We start from the raw sequence: 16,392 nt of genomic DNA on the forward strand, positions 1-16,392 counted from the left end.
CGGATGGAGCAGGGGAACGGCCGGCGCCGGCTGCTCGGCACTTTCGCGACAGCGGGTGGGGACGCGGGCCGGCTACGCGCGCCCGGACCCGTCCTCCGCGTCCGCGGTATGGGCGCGCTTCGGGGTGTCGGGCTCGGACGGCCGGGGCGCCTCGCTGACGATCCGGTTCGCGGCGCTCCTGTTCTTCAGGTGCTCGGTGTCGTCCTGCCATTGGATCTTGCGGCGTCGGGATGCGTCGGTCATGGCTGAAACCGTAGCGGCGTGATCTTCAAGGCTCGGTAACGCGCGGCCCCGCCTTCGGTGTCGGGGCGGGCTAAGGCGTTGACACCCTTGGCTAAAGCCCTTAGCTTCATGGCTATGAACATGAACCGCGTGACCGAGTTCCTCGAAGTGGACGGCGGCCGGATCGCCTACGACGTGACCGGGCAGGGCCCGCTCATCGTGCTGGCCCCCGGCATGGGCAACAACAGGGCGGCCTTCCACCCGATGGCGGCCGACCTGGCCGCGGCCGGATTCCGGGTCGCCACCACCGATTTGCGCGGTCATGGCGAGTCCAGCGACGAGTGGCCGTCCTACACGCGCGCCGACGTCGCCGGTGACCTGCTCGCCCTGGTCAAGCACCTGGGCGGGCCCGCCGCGATCGTGGGCCACTCCTTCTCCGGCGGCTCCGCCACCATTGCGGCGGCCCAGGAGCCCGACCTGGTCACCGCCATCGTGGAGTTCGCCCCGTTCACCCGCGTCCAGAAGATGAACCTGGGCGGCATGTTCTCCAACGCCCGCTACCGCAAGGGCACGACCCTGCTCATGGGCGCCATCCTGCTGCGCAACGTCGGGCTGTGGAAGCGTTACCTCGACCACGCCTACCCGGGCGCCAAGCCCGCCGGCTACGCCGAGAGCGTCGCCGCGCTCGAGGCCGACCTGCGCAAGCCGGGGCGGATGGCGGTGGTCGGCCGGTTCGGCCTTGTCCCGGCCGCCGACGCCGAGGCCCGGCTCGCCGACGTCCGGTGCCCGGCCCTGATCGTCATGGGCACGCTCGACCCCGACTGGGCCGACCCCCGCGCCGAGGGTGAGGCCATCGTGGCGGCCATGCAGGCCGGGATCGGCCGCCTCCACATGGTCGAAGGGGCCGGCCACTACCCGCACGCCCAGTTCCCGCACGAGATGGCCGAGGTCGTCCTGGACTTCCTGGGAGCCGGGCCGCGTGGGTAGGGGGGCACTGTCGCCGGACACGATCGTGGACCTGGCGCTGGGCCTCATCGACGAAGGCGGGCCCGCGGCGCTGACGCTGTCCGCGGTGGCCGGCGCCGCCGGCGTCGCACCGCCGTCGCTGTACAAGCACGTGCGCAACCTCGCCGAGCTGCGCGCGCTGGTCTCCGCCCGCGTCCTGACCGAGATCGCCGAGCAGGTCGGCGAAGCCGTGCTCGGCCGCTCCGGCGACGAGGCGGTCCGCGCGCTCATGACCGCGTGGCGCGCCTACGTACGCCGCCACCCCCACCGCTACGCCGTGCTCATCCACGCGCCCGAGCCGCAATCCGCCGAAGCCGGAGCCCGCTTGCTCACCATCGCCTCCGCCGCCCTGCGCGCCTACGGGATGAAGGACTCCGCGGCCATCCACGCGATCCGCTGCCTGCGCGCCGCCGTCCACGGCTTCGCCGTCCTGGAGGCCGAGGGCGGGTTCGGCCTGCCGGAGGACCTGAACGAGAGCTACGATCTGCTGATCCACATGGTGATCGCCGGGCTGCACGCCAGCGCCGCCCCCGGCACGAAGGGCCTACCGTGATCAGAAGACGTCTCACGGGGCTGCTGGCCCCGCTCGCCCTCCTCCTCGGCGCCGGCGCCCCGGGCGCGGCCGCGCACGACGGGACCCCGGTCCCCACCGACCCCGGCCCCGTCTACGCCACCGTCACCGACCCGAGCGCCAAGCTGTCCTTACAGACGTTCGGCCGCCCCGACGGCAAGGACATGGTGTTCCGCATCTCCGGCTCGGTGTACGCCAACGTCGAGGGCAACAGCCTCGACCCGGCGATCCGGCACGGCCAGAAGCTGTTCAACATCGAGGGGTACAACATCAGGCGGCTCCACCGCGTCCCCGGCACCAACCAGCTCTACCAGCTCTCCCGCGAGATCGTCTTCTACACCGACCCGGCCGACCCGCAGCGGATCGTGCGCGAGTGGAAGAACCCCGTCGACGGCAGGACGTACCCGGTCGTCCCCATCAACAACGACACCGTGAACTTCGGCCCCTTCACCATCACCCCCTCCTACGCCGGCCCGCCCACGCGACGGCTGCACGACGAGACGGTGTGGACCAGCGACATCCCCGTACGCACGAACTTCGCCGGCACGCTCGGGGAGTCGTTCGGCCTGACCGGCGGCGTGTACGCGGCCCAGGAGATGTTCGACTTCTCCGTGGATCGGCGCGAGGTGGCCGCCCGCACCGGCCCGCGCGTCCCGGCCGGCGCCATGAAGACGAAGATCAGCTGGGCGCGGACCAGCCCGTGGGCGCCGTTCATGTGCCTGGCGGAGAGCGACGTGCGCGGCCAGCTCACCTACCACGCCCGCAGCTGGTCACTGGCCTCCTACGCCCAGGTCGAGCCGTGGCTGCGCGCCGAGATTGACGCGAACCACCCGCTGTACCGGGCCGCCCCCGCCGAGCCGGGGCCGAGCGAGAACTCCTGGACGTCCTTCTACGACAAGCAGCTCGGCAAGGGCGCCACCACGTGGGCGGCCTGGTGCGCCGCCAACGGCCGCCCCTGACGTACGCGCGCGTGCCGGACCGGCCGACCTCGGCGCAGGTGCGCCTGACCTCGTACGGCAAGCTGAGGGCATGATGCCGCGCATCGACCTGCCGGACGTGGACGCGCTGGAGCGGGGCGTCGCCGTGCTCGGCTCGGGAGGCGGCGGCGACAGCCGCACCGCCGCCACGCTGCTGCGCCGCCGGCTGGCCGACGGCCTGGACGTCGCCGTGCGCCCGCTCACCTCCCTGCCGCCCGACGCGCGGGTCGTGCCCGTCGGCGTGGTCGGCGCCACCGCCGTCTTCGCCGAGAAGCTGCCCGGCGGCCACGAGGTCGCCGCCGCCGTCGAAGCCATCCAGCGCTGGACGGGCGAGCGCGCCGACGCGCTGGTCTCCATCGAGATCGGCGGGCTCAACGGCGTCCTGCCGCTGGTCGCCGCCTGCGACCTGGAGCTCGGCGCGGTGGACGCCGACCTGTCCGGGCGCGGCCTGCCCCGCCTCGACCAGCTCTCCCTCGCCGCCGCCGGCCGTCCGCTCACCCCGGCCGCGCTCGCCGAGCCGAGCGGGCAGGTCATCGTCCAGGGCACCGGCGCGCCCGCCGACCTGGAGCGCACCGCCCGCACCTTCCTGCCCACCGCCGGCGGCTGGGCCGCCCTCGCCCTCGCGCCCGTCCCCGCTCGCGAGCTGGCCGCCTCCTGCGTGACCGGCTCCGTGTCCGGCGCGGTACGGCTCGGCCGGCGGATCCTCGCCCTGGGCGAGTCGCCCGACCCCGAACGCCTGGCCGCCGCCACCGGAGGCCGGGTGCTGTCCGTGGGGCGCGTGGTCGAGGTCACCCGGCGGCCCGGCCCCGAGGTGCACGGGCGGCCGGGGTTCGCGCGCGGCAGCGTCACGCTGGCCGGGCACCGGTCGGGGGAGCTGCTGCGGGTCGAGATGGAGAACGAGTACCTGCTCGCCCTGCGCGACGGGCTGGTGGTGGCGTCCACGCCGGACGTGATCGCGGTGCTGGACCGGCGGACCGGGGTGCCGATCGCCGGAGACACCGTACGGGCAGGGATGGAGGTCATGGTGCTGCAGGTGGCGATCTCACCGTTCTGGACCGATCCGCGCAGGATCGCCGTCCTCGCACCCCGCGCCTACGGGCTCGACTCCGACCCGGTCCTGCTGGAGCGGGGGCCGACGGCGGATCGTTCGGAGGTGCGTGGATGACCAGCGTGCGCAGGCTGCTGGCGCTGCCGGAGTGGAGCGGCCGGGTGCGGGTGCTCGCCGGGGCGGCCGGGCTCGACGCGCCGGTACGCACCGTCCGGCCCATCGCCGACCCGGGAGCCGCCGACACCGTCACCGCGGACGAGTTGATCATCGTCACCGCCCCGCCCCAGCCCGCCGACTGGCGCCTGGACGCGCTGCTGCGCCGGGCCGTGGACGCGGGCGGCGCCGGCGTCCTCGTCCCCTGCGCCACCCGACCGGCCACTGCCCGGACGGCGGGTGCCGGGTCGTCGGCGGGCGGCAGGGTGTCGGAGCCCGCGGAGGTGTCGCGGGCGACGCTGCTCCTGGCCGAACGCCTCGGGCTGCCGCTGCTCGGCGCCTTCAGCAGCTCCCCGCCGGACGGGGCGGACCCGCTGGACCTCGTGGTCGCGGCGCGGCTGCTGCTCGCCGAGCCCGAGATCGACCGGGCCCGCCTCGTGCTGGCCGCGCACCGCGCCTTCGACAACCGCACCCACACCCCCGAGGACGTGGTGCGCAGGCTGGAGAACCTGCTCAGGGTGCCGGTGGCGCTGCTCGACGACCGGGGACAGCCGCTGGCGGGGGAGATCGCCGAGCCCGGGCAGGTACGCGTGGACGAGTTCGTCCCGCAGCGGGTGGCGCTGGCCGACGGGGTGCTCCTGGCGCACCCGGCGCTGCTGCCGCACCCCGCGCGCCCGACGCTCTGGCTGGTGGCCGAGCTGCGCGGCACGGCGGCGGCCAGGGCCGAGATCGTGCCGCCCGCCCTGGCCGTGGCGGCCGCGGCGGTGCAGCGCTGGCTGCTGGCCCACCGCCTGGAGCTGGAGCGCGACGCCCGCGCCCGCACCGCGCTGCTGGGCGACCTGCTGCGCCTGGACGCCGAGCCGTCGGCCCAGCTCCGCCGGCGGGTGGCGGACGCGGGCTGGCAGCTCGGCGGCTGGCACGTCGGCCTGCGCATCGGCGCGGTCCCCACGCTCGACCTGGTGCCGTACACGGCGGAGATCTCCCGCGTGCTGCGCACCGAGGGCGTCGAGGCCGTGGTGGTGGAGCACGGCGAGGGCTGGACGGGCTGGACGACGTTCGCCCAGGAGCCCACCCCGGCGCGGGTGCGGGCCCTGGCGGCCCGGCTGCGCGCCGCCCACCGCAAGCTGCGCGGCTCGATCGCCGACCACATGGGGGTGGGCCGCCCGCACCCGTGGCCGGAGGGGCTGGCGGGCACGGTCGCGGAGGCCACGGACGCGGCCAGGCTCGCCGCCACCCGCCCCGAGGCGGGCTACTTCCTCCAGGTGGACCAGCTCGGCATGGCGCAGCTCCTGCTGGAGTGGACCAGGACGGACACCTTCGAGCCCGCCGCCCGCGCGTTGCTCGCGCCCCTGCGCGACCAGCCCGGCGACCTGATCCGCACGCTGTCGGCCTACCTGGACGCGGAGTCGTCGATCGCGGAGACCGCCGCCGTGCTCGGGGTGCACCGCAACACGGTGACGGCCCGCATCGACCGCGTGGAACGGCTCCTCGGCGTGGACCTCGGCCACCGGGACGAACGCCTGGCCCTCCACCTGGCCTGCCGCACCGTCACCCTTCCAGGACGCTAGGTCTGGGAGGCGCCACCGAGGCGCGCTGGATGAGCCGCGACCGCAACGTGTGCATCTCCCGGGCCGGCTCCGCCCCCGCCAGGATGTCGAGCAGCACCTCCGCCGCCTTGGCCCCCAGCTCGTGCACCGGCTGCGCGATCATCGTCAGCGGCGGCTCCATCACCGCCGCCCAGGCGCTGTCGTCGAATCCGATCAGCGCCACGTCCTCCGGGTAGGACAGCCCGGCCCGGCGCAGCGCGCGCAGGGAGCCGGTCATGCCGTCGGTCTCAGAGCAGAACACGGCGGTGACCCGGTCGGGCAGCGCGAGCATGCGGCCGACCTCGGTGACGACCCGCTCCTCGGTCTTGGGCCCGACCATGACGAGCTGCGGGTCGAACGGGATGTGCGCGTCGTCGAGGGCGTCGAGGTAGCCGCGCAGCCGCTCGCCGTCGGTCCAGAGGTTGCGTGAGGCGGCCGTCAGCAGCTCGCGCCGGGTGGCGGGCGGCTCCGGCACCGGCGGCCCCCAGACGAAGCCGATGCGCCGGTGCCCGGCGGCGATGAGCACCTCGACGGCCTGACGGGCGGCGTCGCGGTTGTCGATGACGACGGAGTCGAGGTCGAGCGACGGGACGGCGCGGTCGACGAGCACGACCGGGATGCCCCGGTCGATGGCGGCCCGCAGGTGGGCGGCCTGGTCGCGGCCGAGCGCGGCCGAGGCCACGATGACGCCGTCGACGCGCTTGTCGATGAGCACGTCGGTGGCCGCCACCTCCGCCTGGAGGTTCTCGTACGTGCTCAGCACGATCACGTCGAACCCCCGGGCCCGCGAGGTGTCGGAGACGCCCCGCAGGAGCCCGGCGAAGAACGGGTTGCCGATGTCGGCCACGATGACGCCCAGGGTGTGGCTCACCCCGGTGGACATGCTGCGCGCGAGCGCGTTGGCGCGGTAGCCGAGCTTCTCGGCCGCCGCGAGCACCCGCGCGCGCAGCTCGGGGCTGACGTATCCGTAGCCGCCGAGCGTGCGGGCCGCGGTGGCCCTGCCGACGCCGGCCTCCGCCGCCACTTCGGAGATCGTCGGCCCCGCCTGGCCGCGGTCAGTCGGCATGGATCCCGTCCCTCGTCACTGAATCATGCTAGCTACGCGCAGGCCCGGCCGTGCCCGAAGGCGCCTTCGACGAAGCACTGCGCGTGCGCCGCCTCGGCGCCCTGGTGCAGCGCCCGCTCGATGGCGGCCGGCGCCGGGGGCCGGCCGGTGGTCCAGCCGTCGCGCAGCAGCGAGACGGCGAACCCGGCGAGGAAGGCGTCGCCGCAGCCCATCGTGTCGACGATGGCCTCGGCGAGCCGGGCCGGGGCGGACACGGTGACCTTCCCGTCGAAGGCGACGGCGCCGGCGACGCCGCGGGTGCCGAGCGCGAGCCCGGCCCCCCGGCGTACGGCGTCGGCCAGCAGGTCGGCCGTGGCGCCGGCGTCGAGGTGGGAGCAGGACAGCAGCACCAGGTCGGCGTGCGGGCACACGCGGTCGAGGTAGGCCGGGTCCCGGTACTCCTCCTCGCTGGACAGGTCGAAGCTGACCAGGGGGCCGAGCCCGGCCAGCTTGGGCAGCTCCGGCTCGCTGCGCGAGTAGACGCTCGAGTGCACCAGGTCGAAGCCGCCGACGTAGCCGAGCAGGCCGTCGTCGAGCGTCAGAGGCTCGCGCACGGTGACGCCGCCGCCGTTCCAGCCGAGGAAGACGCGCTCGCCGTCATCCACCCGCAGCCGGGAGACGCCGCTCTCGCCGGCGCGGACGACGCAGCGCTCCACGGTCACGCCTTCGGCGGCGACCGCTTCACGCAGGAAGGCCCCGAGCTCGTCGTCGCCGAAGACGCCCAGGTAGGCGGATTCGACGCCGAGCCTGCGGGCGTAGACGGCGACGTTGACGCTGTTGCCGCCGGGGTATTCGATCCCCCGGTCGACGAACCGGTCGACGATGTTGTCGCCGAAGCCGAGCACTCTCATCGTTTCAGTAGTCCATGACCCGGTAGTAGCGGCGCAGGTCGAGGGAGTGGTCGCGGACCCGCTCCAGGTGCTTGCTGACCCGGCTCATGACGGTGTCGAGCACGAGCGGCGCGAGCAGGCCGCGGAACTCGGGGCTGATGCCGGTGAGCGGGTAGTCGCGGGTGTCGAAGACGGTGACGTCCTTGGAGACACGCTTGGCGAAGGACTCGGCGCGGTCGGTCAGGGCGCGGGTCTCGTCCTCGCCCTGGAAGATGATCACGCTGGTGTTCTCCTCCAGCAGCTCCAGGGAGCCGTGGAAGAACTCGGCGCTGTGCACGCGGGTGGTGCGCAGCCACTGCATCTCCTCGAGGATGCACATGGAGTAGAGGTAGGTGAAGCCCCAGAGGTTGCCGCCGCCGATGAGGAAGTAGTAGTCGCTGCCCTTGTGGGCGTCGGCGAACGCGGCGGCGACGGGCTCGGCCTGCCTGGCCACCTCGACCAGGATCTCCGGGATCCCGGCCAGCTCGCCGGCGAGCTTGGCGTAGCCGTCGAACTCGCCGCGCCGCTCCAGCAGCCGGCCCATGAACAGCAGGAGCTGGAAGTCGAACGGCCAGGTCTTGGGCTGGGAGATCAGCGCGGTGTCCACCTTCGTGGCCACGGGGGAGTCGGGGTGGCCGGTGAAGGAGATCGTGTACGCGCCCTTGGACTTGCAGTACTCGATGGCCCGCACGCTGTCGTCGGTGGTGCCGGAGACGGAGGTGAACAGCGCCACGGTGCGCTCGCCCAGCCGGGCGTCACCGGAGGCGATCAGCTCGGCGGCGATCACGGCGCGCACGTCGAGGGTCGAGGTGCGCCGGGCGAGGTGCTCGTACGGCCACATCTGCGCGTACGTGCCGCCGGCTCCGACCAGGAGCAGCGTGTCGAACCCCTCGTCCACGAGCCGGTCGACCAGCTCCTCGATCTGAGGGCGCAGGGCCACCGCGCTCGCGGTCTGGGCAAGAAATTCCGGCTCGTTGAATCCGAGCATGGTCGCGTCCTTTCACAAGAATCCGGCGGCCGCCTGATCGGGACCTGATACCGGTATCACGCGGAGGTCACGTTGGCACACGCTCGCTCGCGACGTCAACATCCGATTTCGATCCAGCTCTTCTGAGCTGCGACTACACCGGCTCCAGCTAGGTCACGCGAGGTTAACGAATGAAAGATCTTGGTGAACGGGTCTGGTACCGGTATCAGGCGAGCTGTATGGTCGGCCAACACCACGCACCGGTGGAGAAAGGAAGCCCATGCGCCCTCGCGCCCTGCCGACGTTCGCGGCACTCCTCGGGACACTTACGCTGGCCGCCTGCTCCGGCGGCGGAACCACCCAGGCCCCCAAGGCCGACGCCGCCGCCAAGCCGGAGTTCTCCGGCACGCTGAGCATTCTCACCAAGTTCGCCGGCGACCCCACGGGCCCCTACTTCGAGAACCTCGCCGCCGCGTACACCAAGCAGCACCCGCAGGTGAAGTTCGAGCTCATCCAGGAGACCGACCAGAGCGTCAAGGACAAGCTCAAGACCCTCACCGCCTCCGACGCGCTGCCCGACATCTACTTCACCTGGACCGGCAACTGGGCCGACAACTACATCCGCGGCGGCCGGGCGGCCGACCTGACCGCGGTGATCGGCCCGAACACGCCCTGGGGCAAGACGTTCAGCCCCGGCTCGCTGGCCGCCTTCGCCCGCGACGGCAAGAACTACGGCATCCCGCTGTACGGCAACGGCAAGTTCATGGGCTACAGCAAGAGCGCCTTCGACAAGGCCGGCGTCGCCGTGCCCAAGACGTTCGAGGAACTCATCGCCGCCTGCGGGCCGCTGCGCAAGGCCGGGTACGAGCCGATCGCGTTCGGCAACAAGGACGGCTGGCCCGCCCTGCACTACCTGCAGCAGCTCTTCGCCTACAACGTGCCCGACGCCACGCTGCAGGCCGACTTCGACCCGGCCACCGCCAAGCTCGACGACCCCGGCTACATCACCGCGCTCAACCAGTTCAAGACCCTGGTCGACCAGTGCACCGACACCAAGAGCGGCACCAACGGCGTGCTCTACAGCTCCGCCCAGGAGGCGTTCGCCAACGGCAAGGCCGCCATGTACTACCAGGAGATCCTGGAGTTCGACAACGCCACCTCGGCCAAGGTCAAGCCGGCCGACTTCGGCATCTTCCAGCTCCCCGTCCCGAAGAACGCGGCGGGCGACGGCTCGGTGCTGGAGGGCTCGCCCGAGGGCTACCTGATCAACGCCAAGTCGCCCAGGGTCGCGCTCGCGGTCGACTTCATGAAGTTCGTCACCAACCTGGACAACGCCAAGACGCTGTCGGCGCCGCCGTACGGGCAGCCCAGCACCGTCGTCGGCGCCGTCACGGAGAAGACCTCCAGCAAGGCCGTCTACGAGGGCGTGCAACTCGTCAACAAGGCGCCCAAGCTGGCGATCTGGCTCGACACCGTGACCGTCCCCGAGGTGGCCGACGCCTGGCTGGCCGGCGGTGAGGCGCTCATCAGCGGCGGCTCGACGGCGGACAAGGTGCTCGAAAGTGTCCGCCAAGCCTCGAACGCCGCCAAGTAGGAGAGCCACGCGTGCGCGCCACCCTGCGAAGGACACTCGGGCTCGCGTGGGTCGTCCCCGCCCTCGTGCTCGTCGGAGTCTTCGTCTACCTCCCCCTCGTGCAGAACCTCCAGTTCAGCACGCTGAAGTGGGACATCTACAGCGGCAGCCAGGAGTACGTCGGCCTCGACAACTACACCAAGCTCGTCGACGACCCGGTGTTCTGGTCGTCGCTGGGCAACAACGCGCTGTACGCGGTGGTCTCCATCGTGTTCCAGGTGTTCGGCGCGCTCCTGCTCGCCGCGCTCATCGAAGGCGTGCGGAGCCAGCGGTGGCAGCGCGCGCTGCGGGCCATCTACTTCATCCCGTCGGCCATCTCGCTGACCGTCGCCGGCCTGCTGTTCTACTTCATCTACGAGCCGAACCTGGGCCCGCTCAACCACGCGCTCAGAGCCGTCGGGCTCGGCGAGCTCGCGCAGGCGTGGCTGGGCCAGGAGAGCACCGCCATGTCGTCGATCATCGCGATGAGCCAGTGGCAGGGCTTCGGCTACTCGACGCTGCTGTTCGCGGTGGCGATCCAGCGCATCCCGTCGGAGATCTACGGCGCCGCCGCCATCGACGGTGTCGGCGCCGTCGGCCGGTTCTTCCGCATCACGGTGCCGCTGGTGCGGGAGATGACGGGGCTCATGGCGATCGTCACGCTGTCCGGCGCGTTCCAGGTGTTCAACGAGGTCATGGTGATGACGGCGGGCGGCCCCAACAACTCGACGCAGGTGCTCGGCACCTGGCTGTACCGCAGCGGGTTCGTCCGCAACAACTTCGGCTACGCCGCCGCGATCGCGACCGTGCTGTTCGTGATCACGCTGGCCGTCGCGGTGGCGCAGCTGTGGGTCACCCGCAGGAGAAGGGTGGAATGGTGACGCGCCTGAGCTTCCTCGGAGTGATCGCCCGCGTCTTCATGTGGGCGTTCCTGCTGGCCCTGGCCGTGGTCGTGGTGTACCCGCTGCTGTGGATGACGCTCAACGGGTTCAAGACCAACGCCGAGCTGTTCGGCGACCCGTTCGCGCTGCCGCTCGACTGGAGCTTCGGCAACTACGTCAAGGCGTGGAACCGCGGCGTCAGCGACTACCTCACCACCAGCGTGCTCGTCACGCTGACCTCGACGGTGGCCACCGTCTTCATCAGCGCCTGGGCCGCCTACGGGCTGACCCGGGTGGACATCCCGCTGAACAAGACGCTCACGGCGGTCATCCTCGGCGGGCTCATGCTGGCCCCGACCGTGGCGCTGGTGCCGCTGGTGAAGCTGTTCCAGGCCATGGGGCTCTATAACACGTTCTGGGCGTTGCTGATCCTCTACACCGCCTTCCGCATCCCGTTCACCACGTTCCTCATCAGGGCGTACATGATCGACCTGCCCCGCGAGGTGGACGAGGCCGCCGAGATGGACGGGGCCGGCCGGTGGACGGCGTTCTGGCGGATCATCCTGCCGATGTGCAAGCCCATCCTCACCTCGACGGTGCTGCTGCACATCCTGTTCACCTGGAACGAGTACCTGTTCGCCATGATCTTCACCAGCGGCTCCGGCGTGCAGACCCTGCCCGTCGGGCTGACCAGCCTGATGAGCAAGCACGGCACCGAGTACCCGGTCGTGTTCGCCGGGATGGTGATCGCGGCGCTGCCGGTGGTGCTGCTGTTCTTCCTCGGGCAGCGCTACATCGTCAAGGGCCTCGCAGATGGGATCGGGAAATGATCGAGCCTGCCCGCTTCACCGGGTCGAACTTCGCCTACCAGCACCTTCCGTTCGACCGCTTCCTCGACGACATGGCCGACCTCGGCCGGGAGCGGCTGGAGCTGTGGGGCATCGCGCCGCACCTGTACGTCCCCGAGCTGAGCGACGCCGAGGCGCGCGCCATCCGCCGCCGCGCCGGGTCGCGCGGCCTGACCGTCGCCTGCCTCACGCCCGAGCAGGTGATGTACCCGGTCAACCTGGCCTCGCCCGACACGGCGCTGCGGGCGCGCAGCGTGGCGATGTTCCGGCGCGCCGCCGAGCTGTGCGCCGAGCTGGGTGCGGAGCTGCTGCTGCTCACGCCGGGACGCGGCTTCGAGGACGAGCCGGTGCCGGCCGCCTGGCGCCGCTCCGCCGACGCCATCGGCGAGATCGCCGCCTACGCCGAGACGCTCGGAGTGACGTGCGTGCTGGAGGCGCTGCAACGCGTCGAGTCGAACCTGGTCAACGACGCCAGGACGCTGGCCACGATGATCGGCGAGATCGGCGCCCCGAACCTGGCCGCCGTCCTCGACACCGTCGCCATGGCGGTCGCGGGCGACAGCGTGGACGACTACTTCGACGCGCTCGGCGACCGCGTCCGGCACGTGCACCTCATCGACGGCCGGCCCGCCGGCCACCTGGCGTGGGGCGACGGCGAGCTGCCGCTCGCCGCCTACCTGGAGGCCCTGGACCGGCGCGGGTACGCCGGCCTCATGACGTTCGAGCTGTTCGGGGACGGCACCTACGCCATGGCGCCGAGGCCCGCCGTGGAGCGCTGCCTCGACGCCGTGCGCGCCTCCTGACTACCCCAGGCGGGCCACCCCCTCCAGGAGGCGGTCCACGTCGGAGCGGTCGTTGTAGTGCACCAGCCCCGCGCGGACCGCGCCGCCCGAGTCGCGGATGCCCAGCACGCCCGTCAGCTCCCAGGCGTAGTTGTGGCCGTTCCACACGTTCACATGCTGCCTGGCCAGGTGCTCGGCGACCTGGCGCGGGGTGTGGCCGGCCACGTTGAAGTACGCGGTCGCGGTGCGCCTGGCGGGCTTGCCGTACAGGGTGACGTGCGGCATCGTCTCCAGCCCCTCGATCAGCGCCGCGAACAGCCCCAGCTCGTGCTCCTCCGCGGCGGCCATCGAGGCCAGCAGGCGCTCGCGGCGGCTGCCCTGGCCCGGCACCATCGCGGCGAGATGGTCCACGGCGGCGGTCACCCCGTCGAGGTCGGCGAACGGCAGCGTGCCCGTCTCGAACCGCTCCGGCACCGTGTCGGGCGAGGAGGCCAGCTTGTCCGGCCTGATCGTCTCCAGCAGCGCCGGGTCCGCGACGACCGCGCCGACGTGCGGGCCCGACCACTTGTACGCGCTCGTGGCGTAGAAGTCGGCGCCCAGCGCGCGCATGTCCACAGGGCCGTGCGGGGTGGCGTGCACGCCGTCCACGTACACCAGCGCGCCGGCCCGGTGCGCCAGCTCCGCGATCGCGGCCACGTTGGGGCGGGTGCCGAGGATGTTGCTGGCCGCCGTGACCGCCACGACCCTCGTCCGCTCGTTGATCAGGCCGGCGTACTGCTCGACGGGCAGCTCGCCGGTGACCGGGTCCACCTCGGCCCAGCGCACGGTGGCGCCGGTCTGCGTCCAGGGGCGCACGTTGGCGTCGTGGTCGAGCCGCGAGAGCACCACCTCGTCGCCCGGCCCGGCCAGCGCCCTGGACAGGCGGTAGGTGAGCGTCGTCATGTTCGGGCCGAGGATCACCCCGCCGGGCTGGCCGCCGACCAGGTCGGCCACGGCGGCGCGGCAGGCGGCCACGATGGCGTCGGAGCGGTGGCTGGCCGGGAAGGCGCCGCCGGCGTTGCCGATCCCCGTCCTATAGGCGGTGGCGATGGCGTCGATCACGGGGCGGGGGGTCTGCGTGCCGGCGGCGCCGTCGAGGTAGGCGTAGCCGTCGGCGAGGGCAGGGTACGTGGCGCGTACCTCTTTGATGGGGAAGGGCATGATATGTAGATGCTCAGCCTGCGCGACCTCAACCGTGCCACCCTGGCCCGCCAGCACCTGCTCTCCCGCGTTTCGCGGCACGAAGGGGACGTGGCCGGCGTGGTGCACCGGCTCGTCGGGCTGCAGGCGCAGGAGCCGCGGCCGCCGTACCTGGGGGTGTGGACGCGGCTGGAGGGGTTCCGGCGCGAGGACCTGCACGCGGCGGTGCACGCGCGCACGCTGGTGCGGGCCACCATGTGGCGGGCCACCCTCCACCTGATGACGGCCGCCGACTTCGCCGCGTTCCGGCCGGTGGTCGCGCCGGTGCTGGCCGCCGCCGCCCGCCGCTTCCCCGAGGTCGACTTCGACGCGGTCGCCGCCGCCGCCCACCGGCTGCTCGCGGCGGGGCCCATGACGTTCAACGAGCTGCGGCCGAAGCTGCTGGAGGAGTTTCCCGGAGCTTACGACCGGGCCCTCGGGTACGCCGTGCGCATGCTCACCCCGCTCGTCGTCGAGCCGACGCAGGACCGGTGGAGCTACCCCCGCGAGCCCGCCTTCGGCCTGCCCGGCCTCCCCATGGCGGCGGCGGACGTGACCGCGCTGGTCGAGCGCTACCTGGCGGCGTTCGGCCCCGCCACCCCCGCCGACGTCCAGACCTGGTCGGGGCTGCGCGGGCTGCGAAAGATCATGACCGGCATGGACCTGGAGCGGCTGACCGACTTCACCGGGCGCGAGCTGTTCGACCTGCCCGGCGCGCCCCGGCCGGGCGGTGACGTGCCCGCCCCCGTCCGGTTCCTGCCCGACTTCGACACGCTGATCCTCGGCCACGACGACCGCACCCGCGTCCTGGCCGACGAGCACAAGAGCCTCGTCGCCACCAAGAACCTGCGCGTCAGGGCCGTCTACCTGGTCGACGGCTTCGCGGCCGGCACCTGGCAGATCAAGCGATCGGGCAAGAAGGCCACGCTGCTGGTCACCCCGTTCGGCAAGACGGACCTGGACGATCTGGAGGAGGAGGGCCTGCGCCTGCTCGCCTTCGCCGAGCCGGACGCCACCTCCTTGACCCTTGAGCTTCCTGGCCCTTGATGCGGCGGGCCGAGTCTGATTGGTTCGGGGCGGAGGTGTGACGATGCCACAGCTTTCCGCCCTGGACGCGCAGTTCCTCCACTTCGAGACCGCCACGAACATCGCCAACATCGCCGGCCTGGCCGTGCTCGAAGGCGACCTGCACCGGGCCGACCTGCAAGAACTGCTCGAACGCAAGCTCCCGTACGTGCCCGCGCTACGGCGCCGGCTGGCCCCCGTGCCGCTGGGGCTGGACCACCCGTACTGGCAGCAGGAGGACGATCTCGACCTCGACTACCACGTACGCGAGATCGGCCTGCCGCCGCCCGGCGACGACCGGCAGCTCGCCGACCAGATCTCGCGCCTGCACGCGCGGCGGCTCGACCGGGGCCGGCCGCTGTGGGAGATCTACCTGATCCACGGCCTGTCCGGCGGGCGCATGGGCCTCTACACGAAGATCCACCACGCGGCCGTGGACGGCATCGGCGGCGCCGACGTCCTGGCCGCGCTGCTCGACCTCACGCCCGAGCCCGCACCGCCGCCCGCCGGCCCGCCCGACCGGGACGAGCCGCCGCCCGGCCCCTTGACCATGGTGGCGCGCGGGCTGGCCAGGCTCGCCGGCAACCCCGCCGCCGCCGTACGCTTCGCCGCCCGCGCCGTCCCGCACCTCGACGAGATCCCCGTGGTGTCCTGGCTGCCCGGCACCGCGCTGGTGTCCGACCTGGCCCGCCGCCTGGGCGGCACCGGCCGCGTACCCGACCTGCCCGCACTGCCCGCCCCCAGGACGCCGTTCAGCGGCCCCCTGTCCGGGCACCGGCGCTTCGCGTTCGTCTCGCTGCCGCTGGAGGAGATCAAGCAGGTCCGCAAGGCGTTCGGGGTCACGGTGAACGACGTGGTCATGGCCGTGTGCGCGGGCGGGCTGCGCGCCTGGCTGGCCGCACACGGCGGCGTGCCACGCCAGCCGCTCGTCGCGGGCGTGCCGTTCTCGCTGCGCGCGGCCGGTGACGAGGGACCGGGCAACCAGGTGGCGCTCATGACCGCGCCGCTCGCCGTTCACGTCCCCGACCCCGCCGCCCGGCTGCACCACGTACGGCACGCCATGCACCGCATCAAGGACCGGTTCTCGCTCGCGCCCGCGCGGTGGCTGCGCGAGTTCAGCGAGTCCATGCCGGCCGCCCTCATGGGGCTGGCCTCCCGCTCGGCGTTCGCCCTGGTCGGCCAGGCCGCGCCGCCGATCAACGTGATCATCTCGAACGTGCCCGGACCGCAGTTCCCCCTGTACGTGTGCGGCGCCCGGCTGCTCAACCACTACCCCGTCTCCGTCATCACCGAGGTCAGCGGCGGCGTCAACATCACGGCCTTCTCCTATGACGGCTCGCTCGACATCGGCATCGTCACCGACCGGGAGATGGTGCCGGACGCGTGGGAACTGGCCGGCCACCTGCGCGACGCCCTCGAAGAGCTCCGCAACGCGGAAGGAACCTTGCCGCAATAGTTTCTACGCTGCCTTCATGACGCTGAA

The 16,392-nt window shown here is 72.4% G+C and carries 16 protein-coding genes; 11 read left to right on the forward strand and 5 right to left on the reverse strand.

The genetic code is table 11. The features are described 5' to 3' along the window. Positions 1–72: 72 nt before the first annotated feature. Positions 73–243, reverse strand: coding sequence for a hypothetical protein (locus HCN51_RS04125; RefSeq protein WP_155126755.1), 171 nt, complete (start codon positions 241–243; stop codon positions 73–75). A gap of 114 nt (positions 244–357) precedes the next feature. Between HCN51_RS04125 and HCN51_RS04130 the strand changes: the two genes are divergently transcribed. From HCN51_RS04130 to HCN51_RS04150, 5 genes are all read left to right on the forward strand, one after another. Further along, complete coding sequence (locus HCN51_RS04130) at positions 358–1,209, forward strand: alpha/beta fold hydrolase (RefSeq protein ID WP_240972393.1); 852 nt, start codon at positions 358–360, stop codon at positions 1,207–1,209. Further along, positions 1,202–1,780, forward strand: coding sequence for a WHG domain-containing protein (locus HCN51_RS04135; protein ID WP_168006897.1), 579 nt, complete (start codon positions 1,202–1,204; stop codon positions 1,778–1,780). Before HCN51_RS04130 ends, HCN51_RS04135 begins: the two co-directional genes overlap by 8 nt. Next, a complete protein-coding gene (locus HCN51_RS04140; RefSeq protein ID WP_168006899.1) occupies positions 1,777–2,757 on the forward strand; it encodes a DUF1838 family protein in 981 nt (326 codons plus the stop codon). Before HCN51_RS04135 ends, HCN51_RS04140 begins: the two co-directional genes overlap by 4 nt. Positions 2,758–2,827: 70 nt before the next feature. Further along, positions 2,828–3,940, forward strand: coding sequence for an S-methyl thiohydantoin desulfurase family protein (locus HCN51_RS04145; RefSeq protein ID WP_206066538.1), 1,113 nt, complete (start codon positions 2,828–2,830; stop codon positions 3,938–3,940). Then, the gene (locus tag HCN51_RS04150; RefSeq protein ID WP_168006901.1) at positions 3,937–5,544 is read left to right on the forward strand and encodes a helix-turn-helix domain-containing protein; all 1,608 of its coding nucleotides are present in this window, start codon (positions 3,937–3,939) and stop codon (positions 5,542–5,544) included. Before HCN51_RS04145 ends, HCN51_RS04150 begins: the two co-directional genes overlap by 4 nt. Here HCN51_RS04150 and HCN51_RS04155 read toward each other — a convergent pair. From HCN51_RS04155 to HCN51_RS04165, 3 genes are read right to left on the reverse strand one after another with little or no spacing between them, the layout of a single operon-like run. Beyond that, positions 5,525–6,628, reverse strand: a complete 1,104-nt coding sequence (locus HCN51_RS04155; protein WP_168006903.1) for a LacI family DNA-binding transcriptional regulator — start codon at positions 6,626–6,628, stop codon at positions 5,525–5,527. The genes HCN51_RS04150 and HCN51_RS04155 overlap by 20 nt on opposite strands. A gap of 32 nt (positions 6,629–6,660) precedes the next feature. Further along, positions 6,661–7,518 carry a PfkB family carbohydrate kinase gene (locus HCN51_RS04160; RefSeq protein WP_168006905.1) on the reverse strand — a complete coding sequence of 286 codons (858 nt, stop codon included), beginning with the start codon at positions 7,516–7,518 and terminating at the stop codon, positions 6,661–6,663. A 4-nt stretch (positions 7,519–7,522) separates the two neighbouring features. After that, complete coding sequence (locus HCN51_RS04165) at positions 7,523–8,524, reverse strand: SIS domain-containing protein (protein ID WP_168006907.1); 1,002 nt, start codon at positions 8,522–8,524, stop codon at positions 7,523–7,525. Between the two features lie 259 nt (positions 8,525–8,783). Here HCN51_RS04165 and HCN51_RS04170 point away from each other — a divergent pair, with 259 nt between their 5' ends. From HCN51_RS04170 to HCN51_RS04185, 4 genes are read left to right on the forward strand one after another with little or no spacing between them, the layout of a single operon-like run. Next, entirely contained in the window at positions 8,784–10,097 is a 1,314-nt protein-coding gene (locus tag HCN51_RS04170) for an ABC transporter substrate-binding protein (protein ID WP_168006909.1), read from the forward strand. Between the two features lie 11 nt (positions 10,098–10,108). Next, a complete protein-coding gene (locus HCN51_RS04175; protein WP_155126758.1) occupies positions 10,109–10,996 on the forward strand; it encodes a carbohydrate ABC transporter permease in 888 nt (295 codons plus the stop codon). Further along, positions 10,990–11,826, forward strand: coding sequence for a carbohydrate ABC transporter permease (locus tag HCN51_RS04180; protein WP_080037722.1), 837 nt, complete (start codon positions 10,990–10,992; stop codon positions 11,824–11,826). Before HCN51_RS04175 ends, HCN51_RS04180 begins: the two co-directional genes overlap by 7 nt. Then, positions 11,823–12,647, forward strand: coding sequence for a sugar phosphate isomerase/epimerase family protein (locus tag HCN51_RS04185; protein ID WP_168006911.1), 825 nt, complete (start codon positions 11,823–11,825; stop codon positions 12,645–12,647). The genes HCN51_RS04180 and HCN51_RS04185 overlap by 4 nt, the downstream gene beginning before the upstream one ends. Here the strand turns inward: HCN51_RS04185 and HCN51_RS04190 are convergent, their stop codons facing one another. Next, positions 12,648–13,826, reverse strand: coding sequence for a cysteine desulfurase-like protein (locus HCN51_RS04190; RefSeq protein ID WP_168006913.1), 1,179 nt, complete (start codon positions 13,824–13,826; stop codon positions 12,648–12,650). Between the two features lie 9 nt (positions 13,827–13,835). On the opposite strand from HCN51_RS04190, the gene HCN51_RS04195 reads away from it, so the two are divergent. Both HCN51_RS04195 and HCN51_RS04200 read left to right on the forward strand, forming a co-directional pair. Continuing rightward, complete coding sequence (locus HCN51_RS04195; protein WP_168006915.1) at positions 13,836–14,891, forward strand: winged helix DNA-binding domain-containing protein; 1,056 nt, start codon at positions 13,836–13,838, stop codon at positions 14,889–14,891. Positions 14,892–14,934: 43 nt separating this feature from the next. Continuing rightward, positions 14,935–16,365, forward strand: a complete 1,431-nt coding sequence (locus HCN51_RS04200; RefSeq protein WP_168006917.1) for a WS/DGAT/MGAT family O-acyltransferase — start codon at positions 14,935–14,937, stop codon at positions 16,363–16,365. Positions 16,366–16,392 lie beyond the last annotated feature (27 nt).

This window comes from Nonomuraea composti, assembly GCF_012034275.1.
Lineage (GTDB): Bacteria > Actinomycetota > Actinomycetes > Streptosporangiales > Streptosporangiaceae > Nonomuraea > Nonomuraea composti.

Bases quoted from the DNA above. Each gene is read 5' to 3' on its own strand.
- HCN51_RS04125 (WP_155126755.1), bottom strand. From the start codon at position 243: ATGACCGACGCATCCCGACGCCGCAAGATCCAATGGCAGGACGACACC.
- HCN51_RS04130 (WP_240972393.1), top strand. From the start codon at position 358: ATGAACATGAACCGCGTGACCGAGTTCCTCGAAGTGGACGGCGGCCGG.
- HCN51_RS04145 (WP_206066538.1), top strand. From the start codon at position 2,828: ATGATGCCGCGCATCGACCTGCCGGACGTGGACGCGCTGGAGCGGGGC.
- HCN51_RS04150 (WP_168006901.1), top strand. From the start codon at position 3,937: ATGACCAGCGTGCGCAGGCTGCTGGCGCTGCCGGAGTGGAGCGGCCGG.
- HCN51_RS04155 (WP_168006903.1), bottom strand. From the start codon at position 6,628: ATGCCGACTGACCGCGGCCAGGCGGGGCCGACGATCTCCGAAGTGGCG.
- HCN51_RS04160 (WP_168006905.1), bottom strand. From the start codon at position 7,518: ATGAGAGTGCTCGGCTTCGGCGACAACATCGTCGACCGGTTCGTCGAC.
- HCN51_RS04165 (WP_168006907.1), bottom strand. From the start codon at position 8,524: ATGCTCGGATTCAACGAGCCGGAATTTCTTGCCCAGACCGCGAGCGCG.
- HCN51_RS04170 (WP_168006909.1), top strand. From the start codon at position 8,784: ATGCGCCCTCGCGCCCTGCCGACGTTCGCGGCACTCCTCGGGACACTT.
- HCN51_RS04180 (WP_080037722.1), top strand. From the start codon at position 10,990: ATGGTGACGCGCCTGAGCTTCCTCGGAGTGATCGCCCGCGTCTTCATG.
- HCN51_RS04185 (WP_168006911.1), top strand. From the start codon at position 11,823: ATGATCGAGCCTGCCCGCTTCACCGGGTCGAACTTCGCCTACCAGCAC.
- HCN51_RS04190 (WP_168006913.1), bottom strand. From the start codon at position 13,826: ATGCCCTTCCCCATCAAAGAGGTACGCGCCACGTACCCTGCCCTCGCC.
- HCN51_RS04195 (WP_168006915.1), top strand. From the start codon at position 13,836: ATGCTCAGCCTGCGCGACCTCAACCGTGCCACCCTGGCCCGCCAGCAC.
- HCN51_RS04200 (WP_168006917.1), top strand. From the start codon at position 14,935: ATGCCACAGCTTTCCGCCCTGGACGCGCAGTTCCTCCACTTCGAGACC.